This window comes from uncultured Roseibium sp. (assembly GCF_947499295.1).
Taxonomy (GTDB): domain Bacteria; phylum Pseudomonadota; class Alphaproteobacteria; order Rhizobiales; family Stappiaceae; genus Roseibium.
This window is the reverse complement of record NZ_CANMNP010000002.1, coordinates 490,861-513,701: the sequence shown is the minus strand read 5'-3', so window position 1 is coordinate 513,701 and position 22,841 is coordinate 490,861. Positions and strand designations below refer to the sequence as shown.

Here is a 22,841-nt window from a genome sequence, read left to right as displayed (position 1 = left end):
GGTCATTCTTATTCACTTCACGCTAAAGCGGGCTCGTCTGAAGACGAGGGGTTTCCTCCAAGGCGTGGATACTAAAGGCTGTCTGCCAAGCGATTTGCAAGAAGCACAAGATCAGCTGGCTTGATCTCTTCAATGACCGAATGAATCTCGGTGTTTCAGATGAGTACGAAAAGAACTTGGGTCGCAATGCAGGACCGGAAAGAACCGCTGCAATCAAAAACTGGATACTCACCCATGAGCCTGACTTGGCTTATGGGATGTATCCTGAGCACTTTCCCCGCTCCCTCAAAACCAAATGGCAGGGCTTGCTTGAGGAACGTGGGCAATATGATCGTGTTCACTCACAACCGTTTCACACGGGGCAGCTTCACGAGATCAGCGCACAACGACCTATCCATACAAGGATCAAGCTGGATCAGGATTTTACGATAGAGGTGGATAGCTCGATTGCCGGATCAGTTATTGCTTTGGATCGTTATCGGGCAAAATGTTACCCAATGGTGTTGCGGGCTGAAGGCACATTCGACCCGATACCCATAACGCCAGAGCCATATGGTTTCCCGATCCGTGAAGGCGATCTCTCGCAAATCGTACCGATGCGACAAAGCGAATACCCTGGGGAACATGGGCACTGTTTCTTAATCGGCCCGCACGGTTTGATGAGCTACTACGCAGACCGCTTTATTGCAGGAACCGAAGTGTCTCTAGCCAACCTCGATGAAATGGCAAAAAGGCTGATGGAACTCGAACAATCCAAAGTCGCGGTCTTGCTCGAAAACGTCATCTTCGAGTAATTTTCTTAAGAGCTATCCACCTGCAGAGCCACTCTTCTTAAATCTCAGCAAAATAAGAGAAAATAGATATGCGACCGATAATATAAGAGAAAGATAGCACCCATTCAGTATCGCAACTACAATATCGCCCTCAAAAATAATCTTTTTTGATAGAATAAATGATATCTGAAAATAGTAATCAATAAATATATAAGCGAATACGAGAACTATAGAAAATATCAACTCTAATAATTTAGTCCTTAAGGTTGAAAAAATTATTATCATCATTACTGCAAAAACTGGATCGAAAACCATTGGCATGTGCTGCAATCTCAAAACAGCAAATAATGCCAGGGAAAATGTCACAAGAATAAATGTTCTTAGGAATCTTATTTTAGGCATACCGATTTTGCTTATTTTGAAGATGATCTGGCAAAGCATCCCAAAGTATATTCATTGACTCAATAACGTTTAACTGAATATTGGATTTTGAATTTTTGATGATTTTTTTGAGGTAATTCGTATCTGCGTTCCCACTCACCCCACCTCCAATATCAATACAACCAGCGCTACCGAGCGTTCCCCCGCCATGAATAAAGAAGCCCGAACGCCCAAGTGTGTCAGTAGAAGGCAATGGACGTAGTGATACGCGCCAGTCTCCCCAGTCTCCATGAAGTCTACGTAAGACATCATAAAATGAACTTGGGTCGCTAAGTTCTGAGGGTTTGATAAGGTACGTCCCAACCGGTATTGGACCTTCATTCTTCAAACTTGTTTTGCGTGGGTCATTCATTGACGGTGGTCGACCGCTTGTCGCTCTAATTTTTCTAGTTTTTTTGTTGTGCTTTACTACCAACCATCCCTCACGAATATAAAAAAATATTTCAGCCATCACGAAATCCATCATGTCTTCAAAAGAAGTAAATCGACCCTGTACTTCTTAATGACTTATGAACTTATTCGCAATCTAAAAGAGAATAGATCTTCACATTCAATTTTAAATAGCCAAAATCTATTGTTGCTAAGTTTCAATATACCGAAAGCGTTCCAGCTTAACGCGGGTCTCCTCAAACACGGTGCGATAGCTGATCGGATCAAACTTGTCAGTTTGAAGCCATTGCCTTCCGATTTGTCCAAGCACGAATTCGAATTCGCGCAATGTCGAACGTGTGACTTCGGAAGCGTCCAAACCAAGGTCTGTTAGTTCCCACACCGCCATATTTTGCGCCATCTGAAGGCGACGGATCGGTGCGGGGTGCGTAATCGCCAATCGCCCACGGGTGAATGTTGAGGCCATGGCCTCCATAAGCCAGCTCATGGCGCATATCCCAAACAACGCCATCCGCAGGCGCAGGTCACGCGGCAACGCCGCAATTCCATCGATGTTCTCTTTATTCTCAACTTGAATAGCGATGGATTGACCCAGCGCATAACCGTCGGCTTCAAACTCCAAGCATTGAAGGATGCGACTATCGAGCGATGGTGCCATCTGCCCCAATTCATTGAGGTTCAGCTCATCAAACCCAAGAGACGAGCTTTCGGCGTGTCCTCCGGCGTCACGCAGAAAATCAATATGTCCAAGCTGGCAATGCGCCAGCTCATGAAGCCAAACAAACCGCATCATCAAAAGTGCAAGATAGTAAGCAGCGGCTGAACGATGCGGATCATTCGGCATGATCGGTGCCGTGAGATTTGCGGTTTCCGCAACACCGCCGATCTCCAAGGTTTGCAAGAGAACGGATAGCCCCGGTGGAATACCATCAAGTGCAGTCGGGGACGTTTCCTGCTCAATGCTCCCGAGCTCTGGAAACACTTCTCCTTGCGCCATCACAAACCAAGCGAATTCAAGGATGACCATCGCGAGCCCCGTATGCATCGCCGCGATATGGTTATGGTCTTGTTTGTTCGCGAGAGCGTTGGGGTGCACGGACTCCAGAAAGCCAATATCGATTGAGAAATCAGAACCCGCGAACCTGGATTTCCGCACTGGCTCTGCTTGCAGCTGCGCGCGAATGCTCGCGAGCGATGTGACAAAGAGCTGATCATTTTGATTGCTATCTTCAGGAGCAAAAGCTGGCAGTTTTTGTATACTTGAAAGATTGGTTAAATGTTTTTTTACAGAGCGGTAAGAAAATCTCTCAACATTCAAATTTCTATTCATCGAATGTTGCGCCTTGATTGAGATTTTCAAAATTATTTAATTGAGAAATCTTTGCCACTGAACTGTTCAGAAATTTAAAAAGACGATCTTTGTCCGGATTGATTTTGAAATCATTATAGAGTTCAGGAGCCTGTTCTGCGGAGAGTCTGACACCTAGTATAGTATTTTTAGTGCCGTTTTTTCTGTCAATATATAAGCCCTGAATAATATCTATGTTGTCTTTTCTTCGAAATTGATAGTGACAGACAGCGGTACTGTTTGTTCCCTCAAGTTGATACCCAACAAAAACGTTATTTGTGTAGTGAGCGATTACAGGTCGAGGAATATCGTCTTCATGATTTACCCCTGCTGTCCCATTAAAAGTACCGTCACTTTCGTATATTTTAGCTCTTACTTTAACTTCAGAAGTATCGATTTCAAATTTTATTAGTCCAAAACGATTAATCGCCCTAACATCAGATGAACCTCGCCGTCTTCTTTTTGGATAACTAAGTGTAATCCATATTCCCTCTTTGTTGACCAATCCCAGCTCAGCTCCCGGAAGTCGCTCAGCCCCAACCTTACTGAAATCAAGAAAAAATGGTTTGTTTTTGTTGACTTTTTGATTCCAAGTCCTGTTTTTCAATTCCTGAAAATAGCTTTTGAAACTATTTATTAGGGTGGTTTCATAGGATCGGAATATTTCAGGATCTCGCTGTCCAGGTTCCCAACCCCAATAGACCTCCTCCACGTCTTGGCTGTATTTAAGTATTACAAAATTCAGAATGGGCATATAGTGCCTTAAAACATACACCTCGTGAGAATTAATTGCGTGTCCCGCGACAATCGATGCATACCTTCCTGAGAAAAATTCTCTAACTCCTACTATATCTTCCCAAGTCTCTTTACCTGGATTTGCAAGCCAGTTTTCATAGGATTTTACTATATTGGGATTGTCGGAATCATATAGACCAACAAAAGTATTTCTGACTGATTTTGCTTGAGATATTCTATTCGCAATCAGTTGTGTACATTCACTCGCTACTCCTAAACACTGAATAAATCCTCGACCTTTCGCAGAATCCTTGAAAGACTGTTTTAGTTCTTGAACTTCCTTTTTTCGCCGATAGTTGATCTCTGTCAAAAGCAAAAACTGAAGAAACACAGAACCAAAAACCCAACAAACCATGCCAAAAACTAAAGGATTATTGGCTATGGGGAATATTTCCAATATTATATTAGGCTGTATAAAAGATATTATGCCCATAGTATATGATAATATTGTTGCAATTGCTGTTGATGTTATGTATAAATAATATTTTAAGTTATTTTTACTAGGATTTTGCATGAATAATCTCACAAAGAAAACTAAAACCCGTTCTTCTAATTGGAGCCTCGAAGACTGTTTGTTCCTTCTATGCTCTATTCACCCAGCATCAGTCACCGGTTTGGTACTCTACGCTTGTATAAGTTACACCCCAAGCTCTCCTGAGAATAATAGACCAATTCCACTGAATGCGAACCCGACAGAAATTTTCAATCAACTTGAAGCCAACGCAAAAGACTCCTTCGATTTACCCAGTGAAAATCTGTCTGCAGTAAACAATATCGTAGTTCCGCGAGGCATCGTCGCCGCTCCAAAGTAATACTATTTTTCTCGCTCAACTTTAACCTTTTCACTTTCCTCAGCCCCGCACCATCCATCCAGTATCCGAAGCGCTTACCGAAGAACCTGACACACGGTCAATTCGCGGCCCGCATAAACGTGTGGCGTTGACCGCATGTCAGAACCGTTCGGTTTTTCAGGCGCATCGGCTGGATGGTCCGGCTGAGGAAAAACTGAAAGGACAAAACAATGACAACTTCAAACTCAAATCCAAAGCCGCTCTATCGCGTCAGCTTCTCCCGCATCACCGGGAAAGACAATCAGGGCAATGATATCCTCGGACGTCCCAAAGAAATCGGCGCAGCCTGGGAACGCAAAGGCGACAAACAAGGCGCGATTGTGCAGTTCGATATCATCCCAACGGATCTTATGAACCATAACGGCGTGATGTTCTTGGTTCCCACTGAAACCGCAAACAATGGTGGCTCGCAATGAGCCACCTTCCTTCTCAAGACAAAGCCGCGAAACCAGAACCGCAAGAACGCGTTTTCACATGGCAAGATCGATCCGTTCGGCTCATCTACGAACCCCGTCGCTGGTCAGCCATTGATCACGTCACGATCAAGTCTGAAGACGGCGATCCACTCCCGATAACAGAGACAGGATTCAAGTCGCACTACTTCGGACCGTATGACCCAATCCTGACAATGGATGAGGTTCAGACCATGGTCATTGAATGGCTCAATACCGAAGCGCTATCAAAACAATGGCAAACCTACCTTGCCCAATCTCGGCAATTGTCCCTCTTTTGAGGGGCAATTGCTTCTCGATTTGAGAGAATTGCGAAGATTGACGGTGATTGGCATTCCGCCTAAACCTCCCGGCCAGGAGGGGCGCAAATTCTTTGAATGTGTTCCCCAATAAGAAAACCGGGACGAGGCCCACACTCAAACCTGGTGACGGAACAGATCACTGCAAGACGCTCATTGTGCCCGCACTGAGCGTTTCATTTTTTCGACTTGAGTGTGTGGGCTGATCTTATCGCTTGCGGTTACTTCTTCTTTTTCTTTCCTCTGCGGGCTTTTCCGAGCCCCATATCTTTCGCAAGCTTTGCCCGCGCTTCGGCATAGTTCGGGGCAACCATTGGATAATCTGCGCTCAATCCCCATTTTGCTCGGTATTCATCAGGTGTCAGATCATAGTGCGTGCGCAAGTGACGTCTCAGAGATTTGTACTTCTTTCCGTCTTCCAGACAGATGATGTAATCCGGCGTCACGGACTTCTTGATCGGCACGGCAGGCGTTAAAGGCTCTGGTTCAGGCACGTATGACGCGGTGACCACACCTCTCAGCGCTGTATGGACGGAACCGATCAGCTCAACCATGTCCGCCGATGAGATTGTGTTGTTACCGGCATAAGCGGCAACAATGTCCGCTGTCAGCTCGATAAATTCCAAGTCTTGCTTTTGATCGTCCATAGTCGAAGTCCTTCGCCGCTATGCTCAAGGCTGCCTTGATCCGTTGCTGTCTTGTATGGCGGCGTTTTTGGCTCTGTCAAAATAGAAACTGCTGGCCCTTACCAAAGTCTCGGTTTGCGTATTCGCTAAAATCACACATTTTCTGCGTGCCCTCGGACATCATGTGTCATTAACACATCCCTCAAAAACTCGTGTGGCGCGCAAAGCGGCATACTCTTTTAGATAGGCGTCCACGAGCGGTGACATTATTAATCCTTCATCCGTCATAATATGAAGCGGCTCATTCACGTCATTCAGTGGATGATCTTTATAAAAACTTGCGTTCGATTTGGTGAGTTTGATCGGCATGAAATCGTTGATCCAACGAACCAATGAAATATCTATGGGACCGGATATATTGGTTCCCACGATCCCCCAAAGCCCATCTGGATTTTCAATACAGATTTTCAAAGCATCAAACCCATTGAGAAAGGGCTTGAATACAAATCCCTTGTATCCGGCTGCCACAATTTTTGAGTACCCGTGAGTTGTCAGAAAACTGTCCGCAATCAAAGGCAGATCAAAATTTACACCTTCCGCAAATTGCTGTGTCGGCTGTTCAACGCCGATGATGTTGTCGATATCAACAGACTGGGCAAAGTTTTCATATTGGTTACAAGTAAGCGACCCATTAAAATCTACAATAAAGCTGCAAGAATACTTATTTATAGCTCGAATAAGAGTTGGTATATTGTTTGGACTTCCCTTAAGTTTTGCAATGCCGTTGAAATCCGGAGGAACATGCAAAATCGATTTTGTGTCAAAGGTCGCTAGGTCAATCGCGTTTCTTTCGCTCCTGGATTTCAGGTTCGATAAGCTAGCCCAGCTTCCTTTGTGACAGAGCCCATTTAGGTATGAAATAAACCTCAGCACGCTTGGTGACGGTGGCGCGCTGACATTTTTAAGGGCATTGAGCACATTCTGCACACTTTCGCCCGAGCTGGGCGACAGGGGCATTTCCATCGCATAGATAAGATCGCCCGTCGCAGGGTCCCTACCCGCTATCACCAACTCTGTCTTCCGCTTTACCTCAGAAGAAGCTGATTGAAATGGCTGCTTAAGAACGAATTCCGATGCGTAGGCCTCAAGCTGTATATCCTGTTTCAATTTTGACCTCTGGATATCGAAGTTTTAAGGAGGAACGCAATTTTTCTAAATCTTCCGCGCCATCATTCATCGTATTTGTGAGGAAAAAATCAGGGCGCACGTCACCCAATAAATCGAAAACAGGCTCAAACTCGACATCGTTATCGACGGTCATCGTGATTCCAAATCCTATGTTTAAGTCATTTAACTGCGAGAGATTTTCTCTCCATATTGCTCGATGCCGAAGGCTATTTGCATTGCGTTCCGGCAACAAAACATCCGTACCCAATTGAATTCCGGCAAACCTAGGCATTGATTTCATGTAAGGTAAATACGGGTGCAGGCGCACATGGCCACCAGTGGCAACGCGGAAGTATTTTCCTGCTGAGACACAAGCTTTCATATAATTGAAGAGGGTATCAATCCTGGACTCGAATGGTTCACCACCAGAAAGAATTACGAGATCAGACCGTACATTTTCTATGTATGATAAAGGTTCGCCTGATAAACACGCGGTAGCGCTGTTACTTGCATATGGACAATGGCAACAGCGCGCATTGCAAGAACCGTTTACGAGGACAAGGTTCTCAGACACTTTTGAACTCTTCAGCTATCGCCCCATAGCCCTTTGAAATCCCTCGTATAAATTCACCGGAGAATTGGGATAACTCTTTTTCTTTCCGTTGAGAAAAACCAATTGCCTCGTTAAGCGCTTCATTGGGTGACATGCTTGTTGAAGCGGTTAATAGCTGCAAGCGATCATGAATCGAGATTTTTAACTTGGGGCTCGTGAACAGTGTAAGCGGATCGAAAGCTAAATGATGTGGGCCACAAAGATCCCAATCCACGACCGTCAACGTACCATCGTCTGCAACGAGAATGTTATCTGGGTGTAGATCTCCGTGACTTATTTGGACGTCATCTTGGAATCTTCCCTTGAAGATTTCGGAGAACTTCTGCAGCGCTTTTAATTGTTGATCTGCATCCAAATTGGAAAGTGGGGCGGCTTGTAGATACTCCCACTCTAATGAGCTTTCCCCAGAGGCGACCAGTGTTGGCGCTGGATATCGCGTTTCCCGAAACTTTCCCGATAGAACATATTCGTTGATCAAATCAGGTGCCGGATAGATCTGCTTGTAAGTCCACTTGCAATGTTCGCGCAGGAGATAATGTTCTTTGCCGGCAACAGCGTTTGTCGGTGTTACGTATATGGTTTCTGTCCGAAAATTGACCAAGCCTATTAGCCCTACACCGTAGACTATCAAAAGTGTTACGGCGATGAACAGGTTGGCTTCGGATGCCTTAGAGAACAGCACGGCAATGATCATGCTCAAGACAAAGGCAACAACGGCGCTAATGATTGAAGAAATCGATAAAGTGGTTGCAATGCTTTCCCGATCTCTCAAGCTCAAAATGAGCAATGAGGAAATGTAGTTTCGATATCCGGTTTTGAAAGCTGATAGAAGAATGAAACCAGCCGCAACCACTACAATGTTCTGGCCTGCTAGCATCAAACAAGAAAGAACAGCCATGAAGCCCAAGCAGAGAATGGGCACGACAGGAGACTCAAACGCTTTAAAGGTCCGCCGGAACAGCACAGCCGATTGTGCAGAACTGAGATTCCCGATGACAAAGATCACCGATGACACCAGCGCCGGGTCGTCACCAAAGACATCAGCAAAAACTAAAGGGCCGGTTCGGTTCGCAAGACTGACTGCGAAGGCACTCACTGAGCTAATGGCAATCAATATCAAAATATAGGGTCTTTGTATTTCTTGATGACTTGATCGTAGGAGTTGCGCAACGCTGGTGCTTTTGGGGCTGTGCACTTCACTATCGACGTTGATCAGATGGCATAGATAGATAGCCATCACCAAAAAAAGTATCTGTGCAATGAACGGCAATAGCGCGTTTATTTGGTAAAGAAATCCAGCGGCCAGAAGTAATACAATAGTCCACATGTACACATGGGTGCTTATGCGTGATTTCACCTCAAACAACTCATGTTTCGAGGAACATACTCGCAACAGCAAACTGTCTTCTGCGCCGGAAAGCGATGCCCCAGCAAAAGCAATTGCGGCCATGTAACCGTAATAGGAGATTTCACCAGGCAGAAAAATCAGGCAAAAAAACCCTACAATCATCGAAGCCATCGCCAGCTTGATGACTTTTTTGCTCCCTTCCTTGTCAGCCCATAAACCGAGAGGAGTTTCAAGGAGGATCACAACAACAGAAAATATGCCAGATATAAAAACGATGTTACCAGCATCTAATCCCTTTTCCTCCGATAGAAGCAAAGGCAAAACAGGAACGACGATTGCTGTAGACTTACAGACAGCGTACCATCTGAACAGGCCTATATTATCCACAAAACACCTTTCCGCGACAGCTCCTGCATTTGCCACTATTATGCAAGTCAGCAACGGTGTTTTTAGCGGTCCAATCGATTTGATCGTAATTGTAAATGTTTCCAAAGGATTTGGAATAGAAACAGCACTTTAGCTCTCCATCATAATCCAGAACCAAAGAAATAAATGGGAACTTGCAGAGGTCTGCGGATCTTAATTTCGGATTATTTTCGCCTAAATACAAATCTATGCAGTCAACGAAATTTCTGACATTCCAAGAGATTTCCTGCCGGTCATAGAAGGTTTTGACAGCACAGCTAATTTTGCTCGTGGGCTCATTCAACTCGCCTCTGATCGCTTTTAGTTCGGCTTCAACTGGCAACAGTTTTTCGCCGAGCTTGGTGCCGTTCGTCACACTATTGTCGGACCTCGAAAAACTGGTAGAGAATTGGTCTAGAGGACTAAAGCCAACGAAGTTGACACCTTTTTCCAAAAGATGCGAAATAGAGCCTTGCAGATCTCTTAAAAAATCTTTGGTCAGCGTAACTCTTGCGCCGATACTTTGACTTGGTTTGGTCTCTTTTATGCGTTGAATATTTTTCCAGACCAAATCGAACTTATCAGCGCCTCGAATTAGCTTGTAGTTCTCTCTATTTGTTGCATCCATCGACACAACAATTTCATCAATGTCTTCTTCGATCACCCACATATTCTTGTGAAGCAGTATACCATTCGTGTTTAGCTCAACACGCACACCTAGAGACTTGACGAATTGAACGATTTGCCGGCACTCGGGGTGCATCAAAGGTTCACCACCGGAAATCATGAGCGAATGTACACCGCGATCTGCCAAATCTGTAAATAGAGGCTTTAGGGCGTTCAGGCTATGCGAGACCTTGTGACGCGTTTTCCAACAATCGCACATGATGCAAGGACTGTTGCAGTTTTGAATGATGTGAATAATTGGAGTGGTCGGAGTCCAAACTTTTGAAAGATCATCAATACTTTCGGTTACATCCAGAACCAAATCACTGTTCAGGTTGAAACCTTTCTTTCCCAAGTCAACCTTTAAATCATAAATATCCTTCTGCAAAACCTCCGCATCTATATCAAATTTGGCGGCAATTTTGTTAGCATCCTCGTTATGCACGTACATATCCCGGAGAATAGTAATTGCCGTGTCATTCAACTCTAGAACTTCCATTGATGGGAGTTTTCGAATTGTATTTTGGCGACTATCAATATGATACATTGCGAAACTACAGAATTTGTATGCTGCGCCAGTTTAGGCGCAGCAGTATATATTAAATTGTTACTTTATTTTTTCGACTTTTTTGCAGGTGCTTTGTAACACGTGCTGCCGAGACCACCGGCTCCGACACCAATGCCGTCTCTAATGGCGGGCTTGCTATAGGACATAATTCTCTCCTTTTTAATGGGTAGCTTGAACTACGTAGCGCGTAATTCTTACGGGCGACGCGCCATTTTTGTTCCACAAAAAAAATCGAGAGTCAACTAAAGGTAGCTAAATTTTGCAATGCATCTTTTGGTGGCAAATTTCGCCTTTAAACATCGCATTTGGATGCAATAAGCGCTGAAACAGCGGCAACGAATTGTTCCGCAACTTACATCGAAAAACTCAAATACTTCGGCAACGGCACAGCTCGATGTCTCGATCAAATTCGTGAATGACATGGTCAAGCTGAAGCGTGAGACCAGACTGCTGATTACCAAATCTCTAGGCAATCCAGGTTTTGGCAAGCTCAGGCCACATACAGATTGGATCCGCTTCCCGGTAGCGGTGCACTCGCGATACAGCCAAAATTTCAGTGTGAAAGATGAAACTGAATTGAGCGATTTTTCGCCCAAGGCAGAGGCGAGGCTGTTCACCTAAAACTTTCGTTTCCGCTGCGACCCTACGAGCATGTAACGGCATAAAGTGATACTGCAAGATGTGCGCGGTAATACCGCGCCACTTGGCAAGGGGACTCGCTGCGCGTCCCCGTTGCATCCCCTCAAGCTCTTGGCACTGATCGGCATTGAGCCCATCAGTGCCATCGAAACGATCCGGCGTTTCATCCCGGCCAACAGAGGGCTGTTGGAGCACCCCAGTACAGAAAATTAGTGAGCTTATCCAAAGGACGCATTTAGTCGAACCTATGCGCGTCGGTTGCATTCTTGGTGGAGTTGCCTAACCACCGAGTGGGTGGGTCACCTCCTGCGATCGCTTCTAATATACACTCGAATGCAGGTCTACCTCGTAGAATAATCACAGAAGGGTATACCCGCCCTGGACCAAATTCGGTCCAAAATAGGAAGCTATGTGAAATAGTCGTCACCAAAAAGTTGTGATTAGAATGGGCGTATTTCTTAATTTTTTCTGAACGATCTGTATAATTGCACCCATGCGAACAAACTACGGTTGTATAATTTGACAATATCAAAAGTCGATTGGGATATTATTGATGCTCGCGTGGAAGCTGTTTCTAAACAAGAACAGCTCGCGACCAAATCAAAGGGCTTACTTTGGTTAGCCCTCGAACAGATATTTCCTTCCTTTCAGAATGAAGCTCTGGAAACCATAACTGATGGTCCTGATGATCGCGGTGTTGATGCGATCCACATTATCGAGAATGATGATACTGCTGAGGTTTTTATCTTTCAGGCTAAGTACCGAGAGAGTGTAAAAACGACAAACAAAACAATAAATGATAGCGAAGTTTTGAAGATTTCACTCTTCCTTGAAGATATTTTCAATCAAAATGAAGATTTATTGACTTCCAATATTCAGCTTTCAGAGAATGTAAAAAGAATTTGGGAGATACATAAACTTGGTAAGATTTGTCGTTATCATATCATTTTTTGCTCAAACGACTCTGGCCTGTCAAAAACGGCCGAAGATATTGTTTCAAATTATTGCCAAAACCATCCTCAAGTCACTTATGAATTCTATGGACCGTCCGAGTTCATTCGCGATTTAGCTCTGAAAGGCAGAACCGTTGCAAACGGTCACTTGCAAGTCGTTGGCAAAGAGATTTTTGAAAGAACCGATGGCGACGTTAGGGGCGTAATCGCTTCCGTAGATGCTAGATCCTATATTGACTTGGTTTGTGGTGAAGATGGAAAAACAATAAAGAGACACGTATTTGATGATAATTTAAGAGTCTTTTTGGGTGCGAAAGGTGGTTATAATTCTTCCATTATTAGTACAGCGACTTCTCAAAGTAGCTATTTGTTTTGGTACCTAAATAACGGGATAACTATTACTTGCAAAAATTTCTCGTACAACAAAGGGCATACTAACCCGACGATCAAAATCGACGATTTTCAGATCGTGAACGGGGCACAAACCTCTCATTCTTTGTTGGAAGCATATCGATTGAGTAAAGACGCCTTAGAAGATGTTGTAGTGATGATAAGGATCTACGCAACGGATAGAAGCGACATCGCCGAAAGAGTCGCGGTAGCCACCAACAGTCAAGCTAAAATCCAAAACAGAGACCTTCGCGCGAATAGCGAGGTCCTTAAGAAGATGGAGTTGGCTTTTGAGCAAAGAGGATACTTTTTCGAACGAAAGAAAAATATGCATGCAACCCAATTGGCAACGAAAAGAATTGACGCCTTAAAACTTGGTCAGGTCATCCAGACATACTACCTTCGCGAGCCCGACCGTGCCCGTGCTGGTTCAGATGACATTTTTGACGCTCAGTTTCAAAAAATATTTCATGAAGGTTATGAAATTGAAGAACTGTGTCGTGTCTGGGAACTTTATCGCTTCATTGAAACACTCCGTGAAGGCTACATAGGCAAGCATGGCACCTCAGCCGAACGCGAAGATCTGCACAAATTCCTAGTTTATGGTCAGTGGTTTATACTTTATACTTGCGGACTTCTTATTACTAGGTCGGATTATCGATTGACTTCAGAATTTAGTTTCGAAGAAGTTGTCGAGGAAGCAATTAGGCTTGTCTCGCTAGCGTGCGGCAAAAACAAGCTGGTTTCTCACTATCAAATATTCCGCTCCTCAAAGACAAAAGATAAAATTTTGGCAGAGTTAAGCGGAAAACAGCCTGACTTTTTCGACCTACTAAGAGCAGCAGGTTAATTCTTGCGTGCTTCATAGTGCACAACCATCGCCAAAATTGATGTTGTTGTAGTGCGGTGTAAATCGAAGCTTGTTGAAATTTAAAGTTGCAAAACCATGTTTTCTATAAAGGTTAGCTATGAGGGTGGAATCGCTGATGAAAATCGGCTGGATTTGTACGATGGGAGTACATCTATTCAAGGTGTCGCTCAGGCCATGCAAATCGCCACACATGCTTTCGTAAACGGTAAACTGATTACGAAAGCTCCTGCGATAAAAGGGGCTAGACTTTACCTGAAACCATCAAAACCTGGAAGTTTCTTAGTAGAGCTAGGAGTATTAATAACTGAGGATCCTCAGCGCGCACTAGCACTGGGAGGTATTTTTGCTGCATATACAGCCGCGCCATTCTATGACTTCGTCAAGATGATTTTTCGAAAAGCAAATGGAATGCAAGACGAAGAACCAGACACTCCAGCGGTGCGCCGAGCCTTGGAAAGGCAAGAGCCCTTTTTTGATGACGTTGCTGAAGTCATGGAGGGTAGCTTACAACGTACACATCGTCCAATTGGAGATGGTATTGATCAGATTCGTATTGGTCGACCAAGATCAAACCTGATTGTTCTGAACGAACACTCTAAGGATTGGGTAAATACGAGAGATATTACTCCTGTGACGAACAATTTGTCGGGTAATGTAACTCGGTATAACTCAGTTACGAGAAATGGCAGGGTTTATGTTGATCAACTGAGCCGTATCGTTCCGTTCAGGCTAGGGGAAAATTTTCCACTAGGTGTTATTGGGGCTCTAACTTGGTCCTTGCACGGGAGTAACTCTGGTGTGGGTGGAACGCAGGAGTTACCCAAGAAACTGAGGCTTTCTGCGGAAAAAGTTCTTTCTGCCTCAGGGCAAGTGAAAAGAATTATCTTATCGGATTGCAGCCGCGCAAATACATAGATTGGGGGCGCATAAAACAGTTTTCATCGCACTGCCCTAGACAGCGTGAGCGGAGCAACGCCGTATGATCGGGCGATGTGGGTGATGGTACTTTGCTTAGCGATGATCTGACTGCGGGCGTAGGCAATCTGGATATCCGTGAGTTTTCGTGGCCTGCCGATATGTTTGCCACGGGCTTTGGCGGCACGCATGCCTGCCTTGGTACGCTCCGAGATTTGTTCCCGTTCAAACTCCGCAAAGACAGCGAGTTGCCCATAGAGCATCCGTCCAACAGCGGTGGTCGTGTCGATGCCTTGCGTGATGGCCTGGAAATCCACACCGCGTTTGCGAAGGTCATCCAGCATCTGCAAGAGATGAATCGTTGATCGCCCCAGCCGATCTAACTTCCAGACACACAGCGTATCGCCTTGTTGAAGCGAGGCGAGCAGTTCGTCCAAACCCTGCCGCTTTGTGATCGCACCCGACACGCCATGATCTCCGTAGATCACGTCACATCCGGCCTGTTTCAGGGCATCAATTTGTAAATCCTCGGTCTGTTCCTTGTCTGAAACGCGGACATAACCGATTTTTTGTGGTCGTTTTTTCGATGGGGCTTTTGTTTTCTTCATCGCCGAAATCCTAACGTTTTCAGCGGCATGCGCAAGGATCGCGCATACACGCGAAACCCATCAAAAGGGTTCCTTTCTGAACGCATTGGTGACACGGGATTTGAGCGAATTACGGCATTCATTGAATCAACAACTTAGCTGAAAATCAAGCGCCGAATGCGAAAATATGGTAATGATATCAATAGGGAAGCCTTTTGATATGTCTGCCCTTCTCAAGCACAAAGCTTCGATTTTTTTATCTATTGCGGTCTTGATTTTACTCTGGCTGAGTTGGGGCTTCTGGGCGGGGCTGTTTGAGTTCGTTTCGGAACTCTGGGCGTGGCGTCCCGAGACTGTTATCGGCCTTGCCATGATCATCCTGCCGATCTTGGCAGCTTATCCGACACATTACTATTTGAATGTCCGCCGCACGAGCGAAGCTGGTGTGGTCCGAGTATCTGGCTTCGCCGACTTTATGGGGCATGGGCTGCTTAGTCTGATCGTTGGTGTTGCCTATAACGGCTCAATCCTCGCTGGAATTTTCATCCTGCTTTTTGGAGTTGATATTCACTAAATGACGCAAATTCCTCGCAAAAAATTTCGTCAATCAGGAGAAGTGGCATGCAAACTCAGGTATTCGCGGACAAACAAACAGACCCCTTAACACTTCCAATTGAGCAGGTCGAAGGGTCATTCTTTGCATTCTTCTCAAACAACAAAGGGATCGTAATTCCGCAAAATTCAGATACGCTTGTCTTGTTTGAACGCTTTGAGAAGACATGGGATACAGCGCTGTTCAAGCGCTTGGAGGTCGCATCCATAACCGCAACTGCGGTCAATGCCGACCAAATTGTTCCCCTAACAAATGTTGGTATCGGTCCGGCAGTTGGCATTGCTCTGAAAAACTCAATGGATAGTGCCCGTGCACACGCCAAAGCAGGCATCCGCATCAAGATGAAAGCCATCGATTTACCCGATTGGTTCATGCATATCCCAGATACTCAAGAACGCAGCATAGCTCATCAAGCACTCACACAGTTTCAGCTGGGAGAGATGCACGGATCATTTGTCCATATCCCGAGAGAAGTTCACGCCGTTCTGACCGCACAGCAGTTCCGCGAGAGAGATCACGTGAATATTGAGAAGCGCCAAAGTGCGTGGATCCCCGCAGCAGCAGTGTTTGCATTAATTGCCGGAGGATTTCTGCTGGCAATTCATCCGTTCTAGGCTTTGCCCCACGGGGCAATGGGGAGGCCGGGAGGCTCTGCCTCCTCTCATCCCCACAAGAGGAATAGTCAGACCCGTGTGGTGGTGACCCACTGGCCCGCGCCAGTCATGACGATTCCTCTTATCCCCTCCCATCTCCGTCCTCAGCCGGAAGGCAAGGTTGCATGGCGCAACCCACTTTCCAAAGGAGGACAACATGACAGTGACTTTTTACGCCCAGCCCTACAATATCAGTGCAACGGGGTTCTATTTTACGGACGAAGCCAGTTATTGCGAGAAGATCAACAGCATCACCGATGATTACGGTGACAAGGTCGAAGAGTTTGAGATTCAATTCATCAATGGCCTTGTGCTGGATAGTAAACTTGCTCAGGCGATTGAACCGACCCAATGCAACATCATCGCCATGATGGATGCCATGGCGACATGGACGGAAGAGCAAAAGCTCAAAGTCGTGATTGCCGTTCATGAAGGTGGAGCGCGTTTCGATATCACCGCAGATGATCCCGATGACATCGAGATTGATCTCTACCCAGATATGGATTTGAAAGACCTTGCCTATCAGTTTGTCGATGAAGGGCTATTCGGTGACATCCCCGACCATCTTGCCAACTATATCGACTATGACGCCATCGCTGACGATCTGAGGCACGATTACGACGAAGTGAGTATTTATGGTGACAGCTATGTGTATCGGTTGAGTTGAGGGATTGCTTTATTGCGCGCAAACTGTAAGGCAACGGTTTGGTTTTGTCAGTTTACAATTTAATGGTTTCGAGCATAACTAAGGCTCTCAATTATAAATTGCATGTTGGTATTTTTCGGAGGTGATAATGACTGGTTTTTCCTATCACGCTCATAAGAAGATGATTGATCTCTTTCATAACCACAGCCACGAAGTTGGCAGTCAATATTTCCCCCGTCCACCAGGAAAAACACCGACTGACTGTATAACTTATGTAATCAATGTTCTTACATATGCGTTCGAGCAAACGGGAAAAAAAACGGCGGCAGATAGAGGTCGTTCGCTTGGAGAATATGGAACAGAGCTTGCCAAATATCTCGTCGATGAACACAAGTGGATCGGTAATTACTACAATAAAGATGTCAATCACCCCAGTGACGGCGATTATGAACACACATATTCATTCTACAAACGAGTGCTCACTGGAAACAAGTATTACGGCATTTCAATAAGCAACCACGTCATTAACTACGCGCCCACACCAAAAAACAACTCAAATTACACGTCATTTCCACGTATTGGTGGAAGTAAAGAGCAAACTAAGTTAAATTTGAAGAATCTTGAGAAGATTAAAAAGGTCAAGTTCGCATTTGGTTTGTCAAGGGGAGGTAAACATACTTGGCTTTTTTCTGAAGGAAAGGTTTATGAGGTTCATTGGGAACGCATTGGAAGCGGTCTTTATGAAGCAACAAAGCTGGAAGACTTTCAGTGGTTGTCTGGGGCGATAATTGTTCCGCCTGATGCCTACACCGCAGCCGATTTTGATCAGAGAGATTTTTGGGATGACGTTTCAAAGTTTTTAAAGGGAATATTTGATTGAGAGGGATAACCAGACACAAAATAGGTTTTTTAGCCGCGGCAGCAATTATGCTTTTCATGGCATTGTATTATATGTCTTATTACTTTGAAGAGCAGACCTCTGATGAAGTTCTACATGTTTCTCACAATGAAAAGTATGGCCTATCGGTAGAATTTTTCGGTGAACGCGTTTTGAATGACAACGCAGTGCCGGAGCATCAGATCATCAAGTCAGTCAACTTACATGATCACTCCGATTCTACTGTCATCCGATACGAGCCCTTTGATCCGGAAACTCTTGAGCAGACCGGTGGCTATTTCATCAACGTCTGGTCACCCGACGGTGAATACTTACTGCTACCTTTGGGGCGGGGAGATGGGTTTGTTGTTTTTTCGTCGAAAACAGCAATGACGGATATGAAAAGTGAGCGCAAACCTCTCACGATAAGGGTCAAGAACAAATCACTTCCAACTGCGCTATGGCATAACTTTGAAGACTGGAGAGATGAACAGACGTTTCGGTTTTCGGCTGGCCAAACGAATTCTGCCTTGGTTTTTGATTTCGACATCTCAAACGAAATGGTTACATCCCAGAACCCCGCTGCGAATTTATTCGAGGCTCATATCAATACTCGTGCGATGCCGATCATTACTGATCAAGTTGAATAAAGTGATATCTCAAATAAACTTGATCCAATCGGGGAGCGGATCAATGGCTTTCTTGCGTTCGGTCATATCGAAGTAAAGCCACTCCATCAGATTTTCAGAGAGGGTTCTGTCACCGCGCTCATTGTCGCAATCGACGATATAGCGGTCTATCTCGACGTTCTCTGCTTCGACCAGCCAATCTACGTAACGCCAATAGCTCTGTGGCAAGACAAGCTTCTCATCGACACCAAACGCGTTCTTGACAAATCGTCCCACCGCTTCCGTGCCGCTCAGTTTGGGTTGGTTTTCAAGATACTTTTCAAATTCATATTGATCCATAAGACCAGAATAGCAGAGCGGGTATCCGCTCTGCTATTTGAAGATATTCCTAGAGATCACGTCCGTGATCTTTGTCCTGTGAGGGTGGTGCAATCGGCTTGAACTCTTTTTCCGGAGGATCAAAATGCTGCTGGATTTTATCCAAGGCTTGCATGTGCTTTTCCGTTTCCGGTCTCATCGCCCAACCCTGACTGTAAAAGGCCACAAGATTTGAATCCTTGTTGATTGCCAATCCTGTGATGCGGCCATGATTCAGCCCCTGTTCGGATGGCAAATTCTCAAGACGCATACGGAAGCTGTAACCCTCCATCGTGGCGATCTTCCCATGAATCCAAAGGTCTTTATTCAAATCACCCATGGTGATTTCGATATGTGGTTTTTGGGAGGGTGTTTCAGGCATCGGTCCGCGATATCCAATTGTTCCGGCTGGCCCCTGACGGTTTGTTCCGGCAATTCCCCATGTGGGCGGTTTCATCGTATGCGCCGTGTTGTCCTTGTCACGCGCCGGATAGGGATTGCTATAGGGCTCCGCCTTGCTTTCTTCCGGGTCGATATTGTGAACGGCATCATGGAACGGCTTTACAGGACGTTTGGTCATAGCGTTTTCCTGCTTTTGATTTGAAGAAGAGAAATTGCTGCGGGCCAATGCCCCTCCGCTCGGCGTTATTCAGCCGCGATTTGCTCGGGAGCTTCCTCAATCTGCGGATCATGCAGATTGACGCCGAGGGATTTGAGCTCATCATCTTTGAACCATGGGCGCTTGGTACCCAGGATCGGGTTCATATTCTCAATGAACACAAGCTGCTTGGCGTCGTCCATGCGCATCAGCTCATCGGGATAAGCAAGCTTGCGCTGCTTGGCCGATGCCGTATCCGTGTTGGTCGTGGTTTCCGAGTGCGAGGTGTCTTTGCCGCGAGAAACACCCACAGCACGGGCCAATGCCGTTGACCAATCCCAGACGGTCGTCACACCGCACAGCTTGGAAAAATACTCCGCCGTCAGATTATCGCGCGAGCCAAAATACTGGATCATGCCCGCATTAGAGATGAAGGTTTCCCAGCCATCGCCGTAAATGCGCTTTAATTGGCTCAAATCCTGACAAATACCCCAGATTTGGATTCCAAAGCCCGCCATCAGACCAAAGGCTTGTTCCAACATGGTGAGCTTGCCGAGCGCCGGCATCTCATCCAGCAGGAACAGAACGGGCTTTTTGGGTTTTAGTTCGATATTGCGGGCATTCACCGTCAAAGCTTGCTGGATCAACAGGCGTAACCACCGCCCATGACTTTCCAGCTTATCGGCAGGCAGCACCAGATAGACACTCATCGGAGTAGTTTTGAGGTCCTCGAACTTGAAGTCTGATGTTGCCAGACTGTCTCTCAGGCGTTCACTGTCCAGAAAATGGGTCTGGGCCTGCACGGATGCCATAACGTTAGAAAGAAGCTTTTCTTCCTTTTGCAAGCATCGCGCACCTGCTGAGCGAACCGCACGATGCGGGATCTTCAACATGTTCTTGAACAGCGTGTTGAGTTCGTCCCCATCCAGCAGCAGAAGTTCCCGAACACGGCCCAAGTTGCGGTTCTTGGCTTCTGATTTGCTCAAAGCGACATAGAGGATCACACCGAGCAACAGGGCTTTAGCTTCTTCATCCCAGAACCGCTCATCACCACCCGAATACATGATGATGGCATCCGCCAGCAGCATGGCATTATCGGCAATGTCGATGTCACCGGGAATGAGCCAATCCAGAGGATTGAAGCACGACACCGCCATGCCCGTGATCCCCCACGGATCAACCACATGGACCGCTTGTCCCAGAGCAGCACGGCACTTGGCGGTGATCATGGCGTTCTCGCCCTTGGGATCAATGACCAGCACCGAGCCCAGATAACGCAACAGGTTTGGGATAATCGCACTGATGCCTTTGCCCGATCTGTTTGGCGCAACGGTCAGCAGATGGCGCACACCAATATAAGACAGCGGCTGCATTGCGCCGCTGGCATCAGGCACATAGCCCAAGAGAAAGCCCTCGAGCGTGATGACGCCCCTCAAGAACATCTCTTTGAAGCTTGCCCATGCGGCAGAGCCAAAGGTGGTTGGGGTTTGTCCAAGCCGTTGGATGAAATGACGTGCCCAGTAACCAAACCCAGCAAAAAAGGCGAAGAACGCTGCAACAAACGCCGTGCCCCAGCCCAGCATACCGTGATCGACAATAACAATGTAGATTGCCCCGCCAAACACCGCGCCCATCGCAATCTGGCGGGCATTGGAGCCTTCGGGAGAGAAAAACCATCCCAAGACAAAACCAACTATCCCAGGCAAGATCGCGATACTCAGACGATACGCCGTCAACTCAAATCCATAATATGGCACCTGAGTAACAAGCCATCCTTGCAACAATGGCGTTTCCGCGAGAAATGCTAAACTGGCAAGGCCTGCCAGAGTGCCGATCCAGAACAATCCTGGTCCGCTTTCGAAAAACGTTTTGAGGGTTTCCAAATCATCCGAAAATGATGGTTCGGGTATTTGTTTTGACATGAGAGATACCTTCTCGGGTTTGAGTGACAAACCCGGTCCAAATATCAATCAATCAGGCGTAAGTGGCCGGTATTGCATGGGGTAAAGTGGGTAAATTCATCCACCCGTGAGGCAAACAAACCTGTTCTATACCTCACGAAAACACCGTTTTATGATCGATAGGAAAGCGCTTAAAAATCTTGCCGTCCGATCACCGCCATGATCTCGACTGCGGTGTCGTTCACCTTGTAGTAAACGGTGTGCGCTCGAAAAATGCTGCGGCGGTAACCTGGTCGGATATCATCAACGGCGGCGTATAAGAACGGGTTATCGCAAAGCTGATCAAGATGGTCGATCAAAGCGTCATAGTACAGATCGGCGCGCTCTTCTCCCCATTGGATAAATCCGTAGTCATAAATGGCAGTAAGATCACGATCTGCCGATGCGCTGAGTTTAAGTCTATATTTTCGCGGCATTCTTCAGTCTTTTCTTGGCCTGCGCGCGTATCTGTTCCGGCGTCCGGTCAGAAAATCCACTCTCCTCGGCTGCAATCAGCTTCTTGCGAATTTCTTCGACTTCCCGTGCCTTACGTATGAGGTCATTCACCACTTCGCTTTTGCTCGTATATTCCTCACTATCGACCTGCGCCTTAAGCCATTCATCGTTCGGGCGGGTCAGTGAAATGCTTTGTCTCGACATCTTCAAGTCCTCCAATATGGTTACGTCTATCTGATGTAATTATACACCAAAATCGCACCATCTTGCAACTTCAATGCACACAAATCTAAACGATAGGTTGCACTTCATTCCACTTCCCTTAAACTGAATCAGATATGATTTCTAATTTGGATTCTCCTCGTGCCGTTGATTGAAACAAGACCTTCCCCAGTAATGTTTGGTGAATTCTATGACAAAGAAAGCATAACCGTTGCCGATGTAAATGAAGCAGCGCCTCCGATGCCAGATGATTATCGTATCGTTAGCACCAGTGAGCATGAGCAATCGCTACAAAGCCATATTCACAGACCACTTGCGCTGCCTCTTCAGGATAGTGAGGAAAAGAATTGCCTGTGGAAGTGTCTGACAAGTGGTGCAGTTCCTGAAATAGCGCTCACAAGCATTGCCGCTATTGGCAGTGGTTCTATTCCAAAAAGCTGGGTAGGACTCCCAAGGGGCGCTGGACCTAGTGCAAGTAGGTTTACATCCGTAACTTCGATCATTGCGCACAAGGTTCCTTCGCTTGGTAATGTGCCAGTTCCGAAATCCATTCCAAATAAGGCTCCAGTGTTTGGAGGGCCTGGCATCGTAAAGATGTCGAGCACGAAATCCTTGTTGCGCTTTGTGGGACGCCGGATTCCAGGAATTGGATGGGGACTTCTTGCGATGGATCTTGTTGTCTTGGATCAGTGCCTAGCAGACTGTTCGGGAGAGAGGTCATTCTTACGCGCTGTTTGCGAAGAACTAACCCCA

General features: G+C 46.1%; 24 protein-coding genes. 10 read left to right on the top strand and 14 right to left on the bottom strand.

The window, feature by feature from the left end; genetic code table 11:
* The first annotated feature begins 140 nt into the window (after nucleotides 1-140).
* The gene (locus Q0835_RS06435; RefSeq protein ID WP_298959478.1) at nucleotides 141-794 is read left to right on the top strand and encodes a hypothetical protein; all 654 of its coding nucleotides are present in this window, start codon (nucleotides 141-143) and stop codon (nucleotides 792-794) included.
* 373 nt (nucleotides 795-1,167) lie between these two features.
* On the opposite strand, the gene Q0835_RS06430 is transcribed toward Q0835_RS06435, so the two are convergent.
* The 3 genes from Q0835_RS06430 to Q0835_RS06420 all read right to left on the bottom strand — a co-directional run bounded on the left by Q0835_RS06430 (nucleotide 1,168) and on the right by Q0835_RS06420 (nucleotide 4,261).
* The gene (locus Q0835_RS06430) at nucleotides 1,168-1,665 is read right to left on the bottom strand and encodes a tlde1 domain-containing protein (RefSeq protein WP_298959475.1); all 498 of its coding nucleotides are present in this window, start codon (nucleotides 1,663-1,665) and stop codon (nucleotides 1,168-1,170) included.
* A 129-nt stretch (nucleotides 1,666-1,794) separates the two neighbouring features.
* On the bottom strand, nucleotides 1,795-2,934 hold the full coding sequence (locus tag Q0835_RS06425) for a hypothetical protein (RefSeq protein WP_298959473.1): 1,140 nt from the start codon (nucleotides 2,932-2,934) through the stop codon (nucleotides 1,795-1,797).
* The gene (locus tag Q0835_RS06420) at nucleotides 2,927-4,261 is read right to left on the bottom strand and encodes a hypothetical protein (protein ID WP_298959471.1); all 1,335 of its coding nucleotides are present in this window, start codon (nucleotides 4,259-4,261) and stop codon (nucleotides 2,927-2,929) included. The genes Q0835_RS06425 and Q0835_RS06420 overlap by 8 nt, the downstream gene beginning before the upstream one ends.
* Nucleotides 4,262-4,768: 507 nt before the next feature.
* Between Q0835_RS06420 and Q0835_RS06415 the strand changes: the two genes are divergently transcribed.
* Nucleotides 4,769-5,014 carry a hypothetical protein gene (locus Q0835_RS06415; protein ID WP_298959469.1) on the top strand — a complete coding sequence of 82 codons (246 nt, stop codon included), beginning with the start codon at nucleotides 4,769-4,771 and terminating at the stop codon, nucleotides 5,012-5,014.
* Nucleotides 5,011-5,331 carry a hypothetical protein gene (locus Q0835_RS06410; RefSeq protein WP_298959468.1) on the top strand — a complete coding sequence of 107 codons (321 nt, stop codon included), beginning with the start codon at nucleotides 5,011-5,013 and terminating at the stop codon, nucleotides 5,329-5,331. The genes Q0835_RS06415 and Q0835_RS06410 overlap by 4 nt, the downstream gene beginning before the upstream one ends.
* 239 nt (nucleotides 5,332-5,570) lie before the next feature.
* Here the strand turns inward: Q0835_RS06410 and Q0835_RS06405 are convergent, their stop codons facing one another.
* From Q0835_RS06405 to Q0835_RS06385, 5 genes are all read right to left on the bottom strand, one after another.
* Nucleotides 5,571-5,996, bottom strand: coding sequence for a MucR family transcriptional regulator (locus Q0835_RS06405; RefSeq protein ID WP_298959465.1), 426 nt, complete (start codon nucleotides 5,994-5,996; stop codon nucleotides 5,571-5,573).
* A 159-nt stretch (nucleotides 5,997-6,155) separates the two neighbouring features.
* Nucleotides 6,156-7,142: a hypothetical protein gene (locus tag Q0835_RS06400; RefSeq protein ID WP_298959463.1), complete on the bottom strand. Its 987-nt coding sequence runs from the start codon at nucleotides 7,140-7,142 to the stop codon at nucleotides 6,156-6,158.
* Complete coding sequence (locus Q0835_RS06395) at nucleotides 7,120-7,716, bottom strand: hypothetical protein (RefSeq protein ID WP_298959461.1); 597 nt, start codon at nucleotides 7,714-7,716, stop codon at nucleotides 7,120-7,122. The genes Q0835_RS06400 and Q0835_RS06395 overlap by 23 nt, the downstream gene beginning before the upstream one ends.
* Nucleotides 7,709-9,490 (bottom strand): MFS transporter, encoded by a 1,782-nt coding sequence (locus Q0835_RS06390; RefSeq protein WP_298959458.1) that lies wholly within the window; start codon nucleotides 9,488-9,490, stop codon nucleotides 7,709-7,711. Before Q0835_RS06390 ends, Q0835_RS06395 begins: the two co-directional genes overlap by 8 nt.
* Complete coding sequence (locus tag Q0835_RS06385) at nucleotides 9,483-10,619, bottom strand: radical SAM protein (protein ID WP_298959457.1); 1,137 nt, start codon at nucleotides 10,617-10,619, stop codon at nucleotides 9,483-9,485. Before Q0835_RS06385 ends, Q0835_RS06390 begins: the two co-directional genes overlap by 8 nt.
* Before the next feature lie 1,281 nt (nucleotides 10,620-11,900).
* Here Q0835_RS06385 and Q0835_RS06380 point away from each other — a divergent pair.
* Together Q0835_RS06380 and Q0835_RS06375 are read left to right on the top strand one after the other, a co-directional pair.
* A complete protein-coding gene (locus Q0835_RS06380; protein WP_298959454.1) occupies nucleotides 11,901-13,574 on the top strand; it encodes an AIPR family protein in 1,674 nt (557 codons plus the stop codon).
* 96 nt (nucleotides 13,575-13,670) lie between these two features.
* Nucleotides 13,671-14,510: a hypothetical protein gene (locus tag Q0835_RS06375; protein WP_298959452.1), complete on the top strand. Its 840-nt coding sequence runs from the start codon at nucleotides 13,671-13,673 to the stop codon at nucleotides 14,508-14,510.
* A gap of 23 nt (nucleotides 14,511-14,533) precedes the next feature.
* Here Q0835_RS06375 and Q0835_RS06370 read toward each other — a convergent pair whose 3' ends face one another.
* The gene (locus Q0835_RS06370) at nucleotides 14,534-15,118 is read right to left on the bottom strand and encodes a recombinase family protein (RefSeq protein WP_298959449.1); all 585 of its coding nucleotides are present in this window, start codon (nucleotides 15,116-15,118) and stop codon (nucleotides 14,534-14,536) included.
* 199 nt (nucleotides 15,119-15,317) lie between these two features.
* On the opposite strand from Q0835_RS06370, the gene Q0835_RS06365 reads away from it, so the two are divergent.
* From Q0835_RS06365 to Q0835_RS06345, 5 genes are all read left to right on the top strand, one after another.
* The gene (locus tag Q0835_RS06365) at nucleotides 15,318-15,671 is read left to right on the top strand and encodes a hypothetical protein (RefSeq protein WP_298959447.1); all 354 of its coding nucleotides are present in this window, start codon (nucleotides 15,318-15,320) and stop codon (nucleotides 15,669-15,671) included.
* Between the two features lie 47 nt (nucleotides 15,672-15,718).
* Nucleotides 15,719-16,324, top strand: coding sequence for a hypothetical protein (locus Q0835_RS06360; RefSeq protein WP_298959445.1), 606 nt, complete (start codon nucleotides 15,719-15,721; stop codon nucleotides 16,322-16,324).
* A gap of 196 nt (nucleotides 16,325-16,520) precedes the next feature.
* Entirely contained in the window at nucleotides 16,521-17,030 is a 510-nt protein-coding gene (locus Q0835_RS06355) for an antirestriction protein ArdA (RefSeq protein ID WP_298959442.1), read from the top strand.
* Nucleotides 17,031-17,157: 127 nt separating this feature from the next.
* Nucleotides 17,158-17,889: a hypothetical protein gene (locus Q0835_RS06350; protein ID WP_298959441.1), complete on the top strand. Its 732-nt coding sequence runs from the start codon at nucleotides 17,158-17,160 to the stop codon at nucleotides 17,887-17,889.
* Nucleotides 17,886-18,536 (top strand): hypothetical protein, encoded by a 651-nt coding sequence (locus tag Q0835_RS06345; protein WP_298959439.1) that lies wholly within the window; start codon nucleotides 17,886-17,888, stop codon nucleotides 18,534-18,536. Before Q0835_RS06350 ends, Q0835_RS06345 begins: the two co-directional genes overlap by 4 nt.
* Nucleotides 18,537-18,545: 9 nt before the next feature.
* On the opposite strand, the gene Q0835_RS06340 is transcribed toward Q0835_RS06345, so the two are convergent.
* The 5 genes from Q0835_RS06340 to Q0835_RS06320 all read right to left on the bottom strand — a co-directional run bounded on the left by Q0835_RS06340 (nucleotide 18,546) and on the right by Q0835_RS06320 (nucleotide 22,070).
* A complete protein-coding gene (locus tag Q0835_RS06340) occupies nucleotides 18,546-18,854 on the bottom strand; it encodes a hypothetical protein (RefSeq protein WP_298959437.1) in 309 nt (102 codons plus the stop codon).
* Between the two features lie 49 nt (nucleotides 18,855-18,903).
* Nucleotides 18,904-19,452, bottom strand: a complete 549-nt coding sequence (locus Q0835_RS06335; protein ID WP_298959434.1) for a hypothetical protein — start codon at nucleotides 19,450-19,452, stop codon at nucleotides 18,904-18,906.
* 65 nt (nucleotides 19,453-19,517) lie between these two features.
* Nucleotides 19,518-21,422, bottom strand: coding sequence for a type IV secretory system conjugative DNA transfer family protein (locus Q0835_RS06330; RefSeq protein ID WP_298959430.1), 1,905 nt, complete (start codon nucleotides 21,420-21,422; stop codon nucleotides 19,518-19,520).
* 140 nt (nucleotides 21,423-21,562) lie between these two features.
* Nucleotides 21,563-21,847 (bottom strand): type II toxin-antitoxin system RelE/ParE family toxin, encoded by a 285-nt coding sequence (locus Q0835_RS06325; protein WP_298959425.1) that lies wholly within the window; start codon nucleotides 21,845-21,847, stop codon nucleotides 21,563-21,565.
* Nucleotides 21,831-22,070 carry a hypothetical protein gene (locus Q0835_RS06320; RefSeq protein ID WP_298959422.1) on the bottom strand — a complete coding sequence of 80 codons (240 nt, stop codon included), beginning with the start codon at nucleotides 22,068-22,070 and terminating at the stop codon, nucleotides 21,831-21,833. Before Q0835_RS06320 ends, Q0835_RS06325 begins: the two co-directional genes overlap by 17 nt.
* Between the last annotated feature and the right edge of the window lie 771 nt (nucleotides 22,071-22,841).

Excerpts from the sequence above, each read along its gene's own strand:
- Q0835_RS06415 (WP_298959469.1), top strand. The coding sequence starts at position 4,769 with ATGACAACTTCAAACTCAAATCCAAAGCCGCTCTATCGCGTCAGCTTC.
- Q0835_RS06355 (WP_298959442.1), top strand. The coding sequence starts at position 16,521 with ATGACAGTGACTTTTTACGCCCAGCCCTACAATATCAGTGCAACGGGG.
- Q0835_RS06340 (WP_298959437.1), bottom strand. The coding sequence starts at position 18,854 with ATGGATCAATATGAATTTGAAAAGTATCTTGAAAACCAACCCAAACTG.
- Q0835_RS06350 (WP_298959441.1), top strand. The coding sequence starts at position 17,158 with ATGACTGGTTTTTCCTATCACGCTCATAAGAAGATGATTGATCTCTTT.
- Q0835_RS06360 (WP_298959445.1), top strand. The coding sequence starts at position 15,719 with ATGCAAACTCAGGTATTCGCGGACAAACAAACAGACCCCTTAACACTT.
- Q0835_RS06325 (WP_298959425.1), bottom strand. The coding sequence starts at position 21,847 with ATGCCGCGAAAATATAGACTTAAACTCAGCGCATCGGCAGATCGTGAT.
- Q0835_RS06405 (WP_298959465.1), bottom strand. The coding sequence starts at position 5,996 with ATGGACGATCAAAAGCAAGACTTGGAATTTATCGAGCTGACAGCGGAC.
- Q0835_RS06410 (WP_298959468.1), top strand. The coding sequence starts at position 5,011 with ATGAGCCACCTTCCTTCTCAAGACAAAGCCGCGAAACCAGAACCGCAA.
- Q0835_RS06335 (WP_298959434.1), bottom strand. The coding sequence starts at position 19,452 with ATGACCAAACGTCCTGTAAAGCCGTTCCATGATGCCGTTCACAATATC.
- Q0835_RS06375 (WP_298959452.1), top strand. The coding sequence starts at position 13,671 with ATGTTTTCTATAAAGGTTAGCTATGAGGGTGGAATCGCTGATGAAAAT.
- Q0835_RS06425 (WP_298959473.1), bottom strand. The coding sequence starts at position 2,934 with ATGAATAGAAATTTGAATGTTGAGAGATTTTCTTACCGCTCTGTAAAA.
- Q0835_RS06370 (WP_298959449.1), bottom strand. The coding sequence starts at position 15,118 with ATGAAGAAAACAAAAGCCCCATCGAAAAAACGACCACAAAAAATCGGT.
- Q0835_RS06435 (WP_298959478.1), top strand. The coding sequence starts at position 141 with ATGAATCTCGGTGTTTCAGATGAGTACGAAAAGAACTTGGGTCGCAAT.
- Q0835_RS06365 (WP_298959447.1), top strand. The coding sequence starts at position 15,318 with ATGTCTGCCCTTCTCAAGCACAAAGCTTCGATTTTTTTATCTATTGCG.
- Q0835_RS06420 (WP_298959471.1), bottom strand. The coding sequence starts at position 4,261 with ATGCAAAATCCTAGTAAAAATAACTTAAAATATTATTTATACATAACA.
- Q0835_RS06430 (WP_298959475.1), bottom strand. The coding sequence starts at position 1,665 with ATGGCTGAAATATTTTTTTATATTCGTGAGGGATGGTTGGTAGTAAAG.
- Q0835_RS06320 (WP_298959422.1), bottom strand. The coding sequence starts at position 22,070 with ATGTCGAGACAAAGCATTTCACTGACCCGCCCGAACGATGAATGGCTT.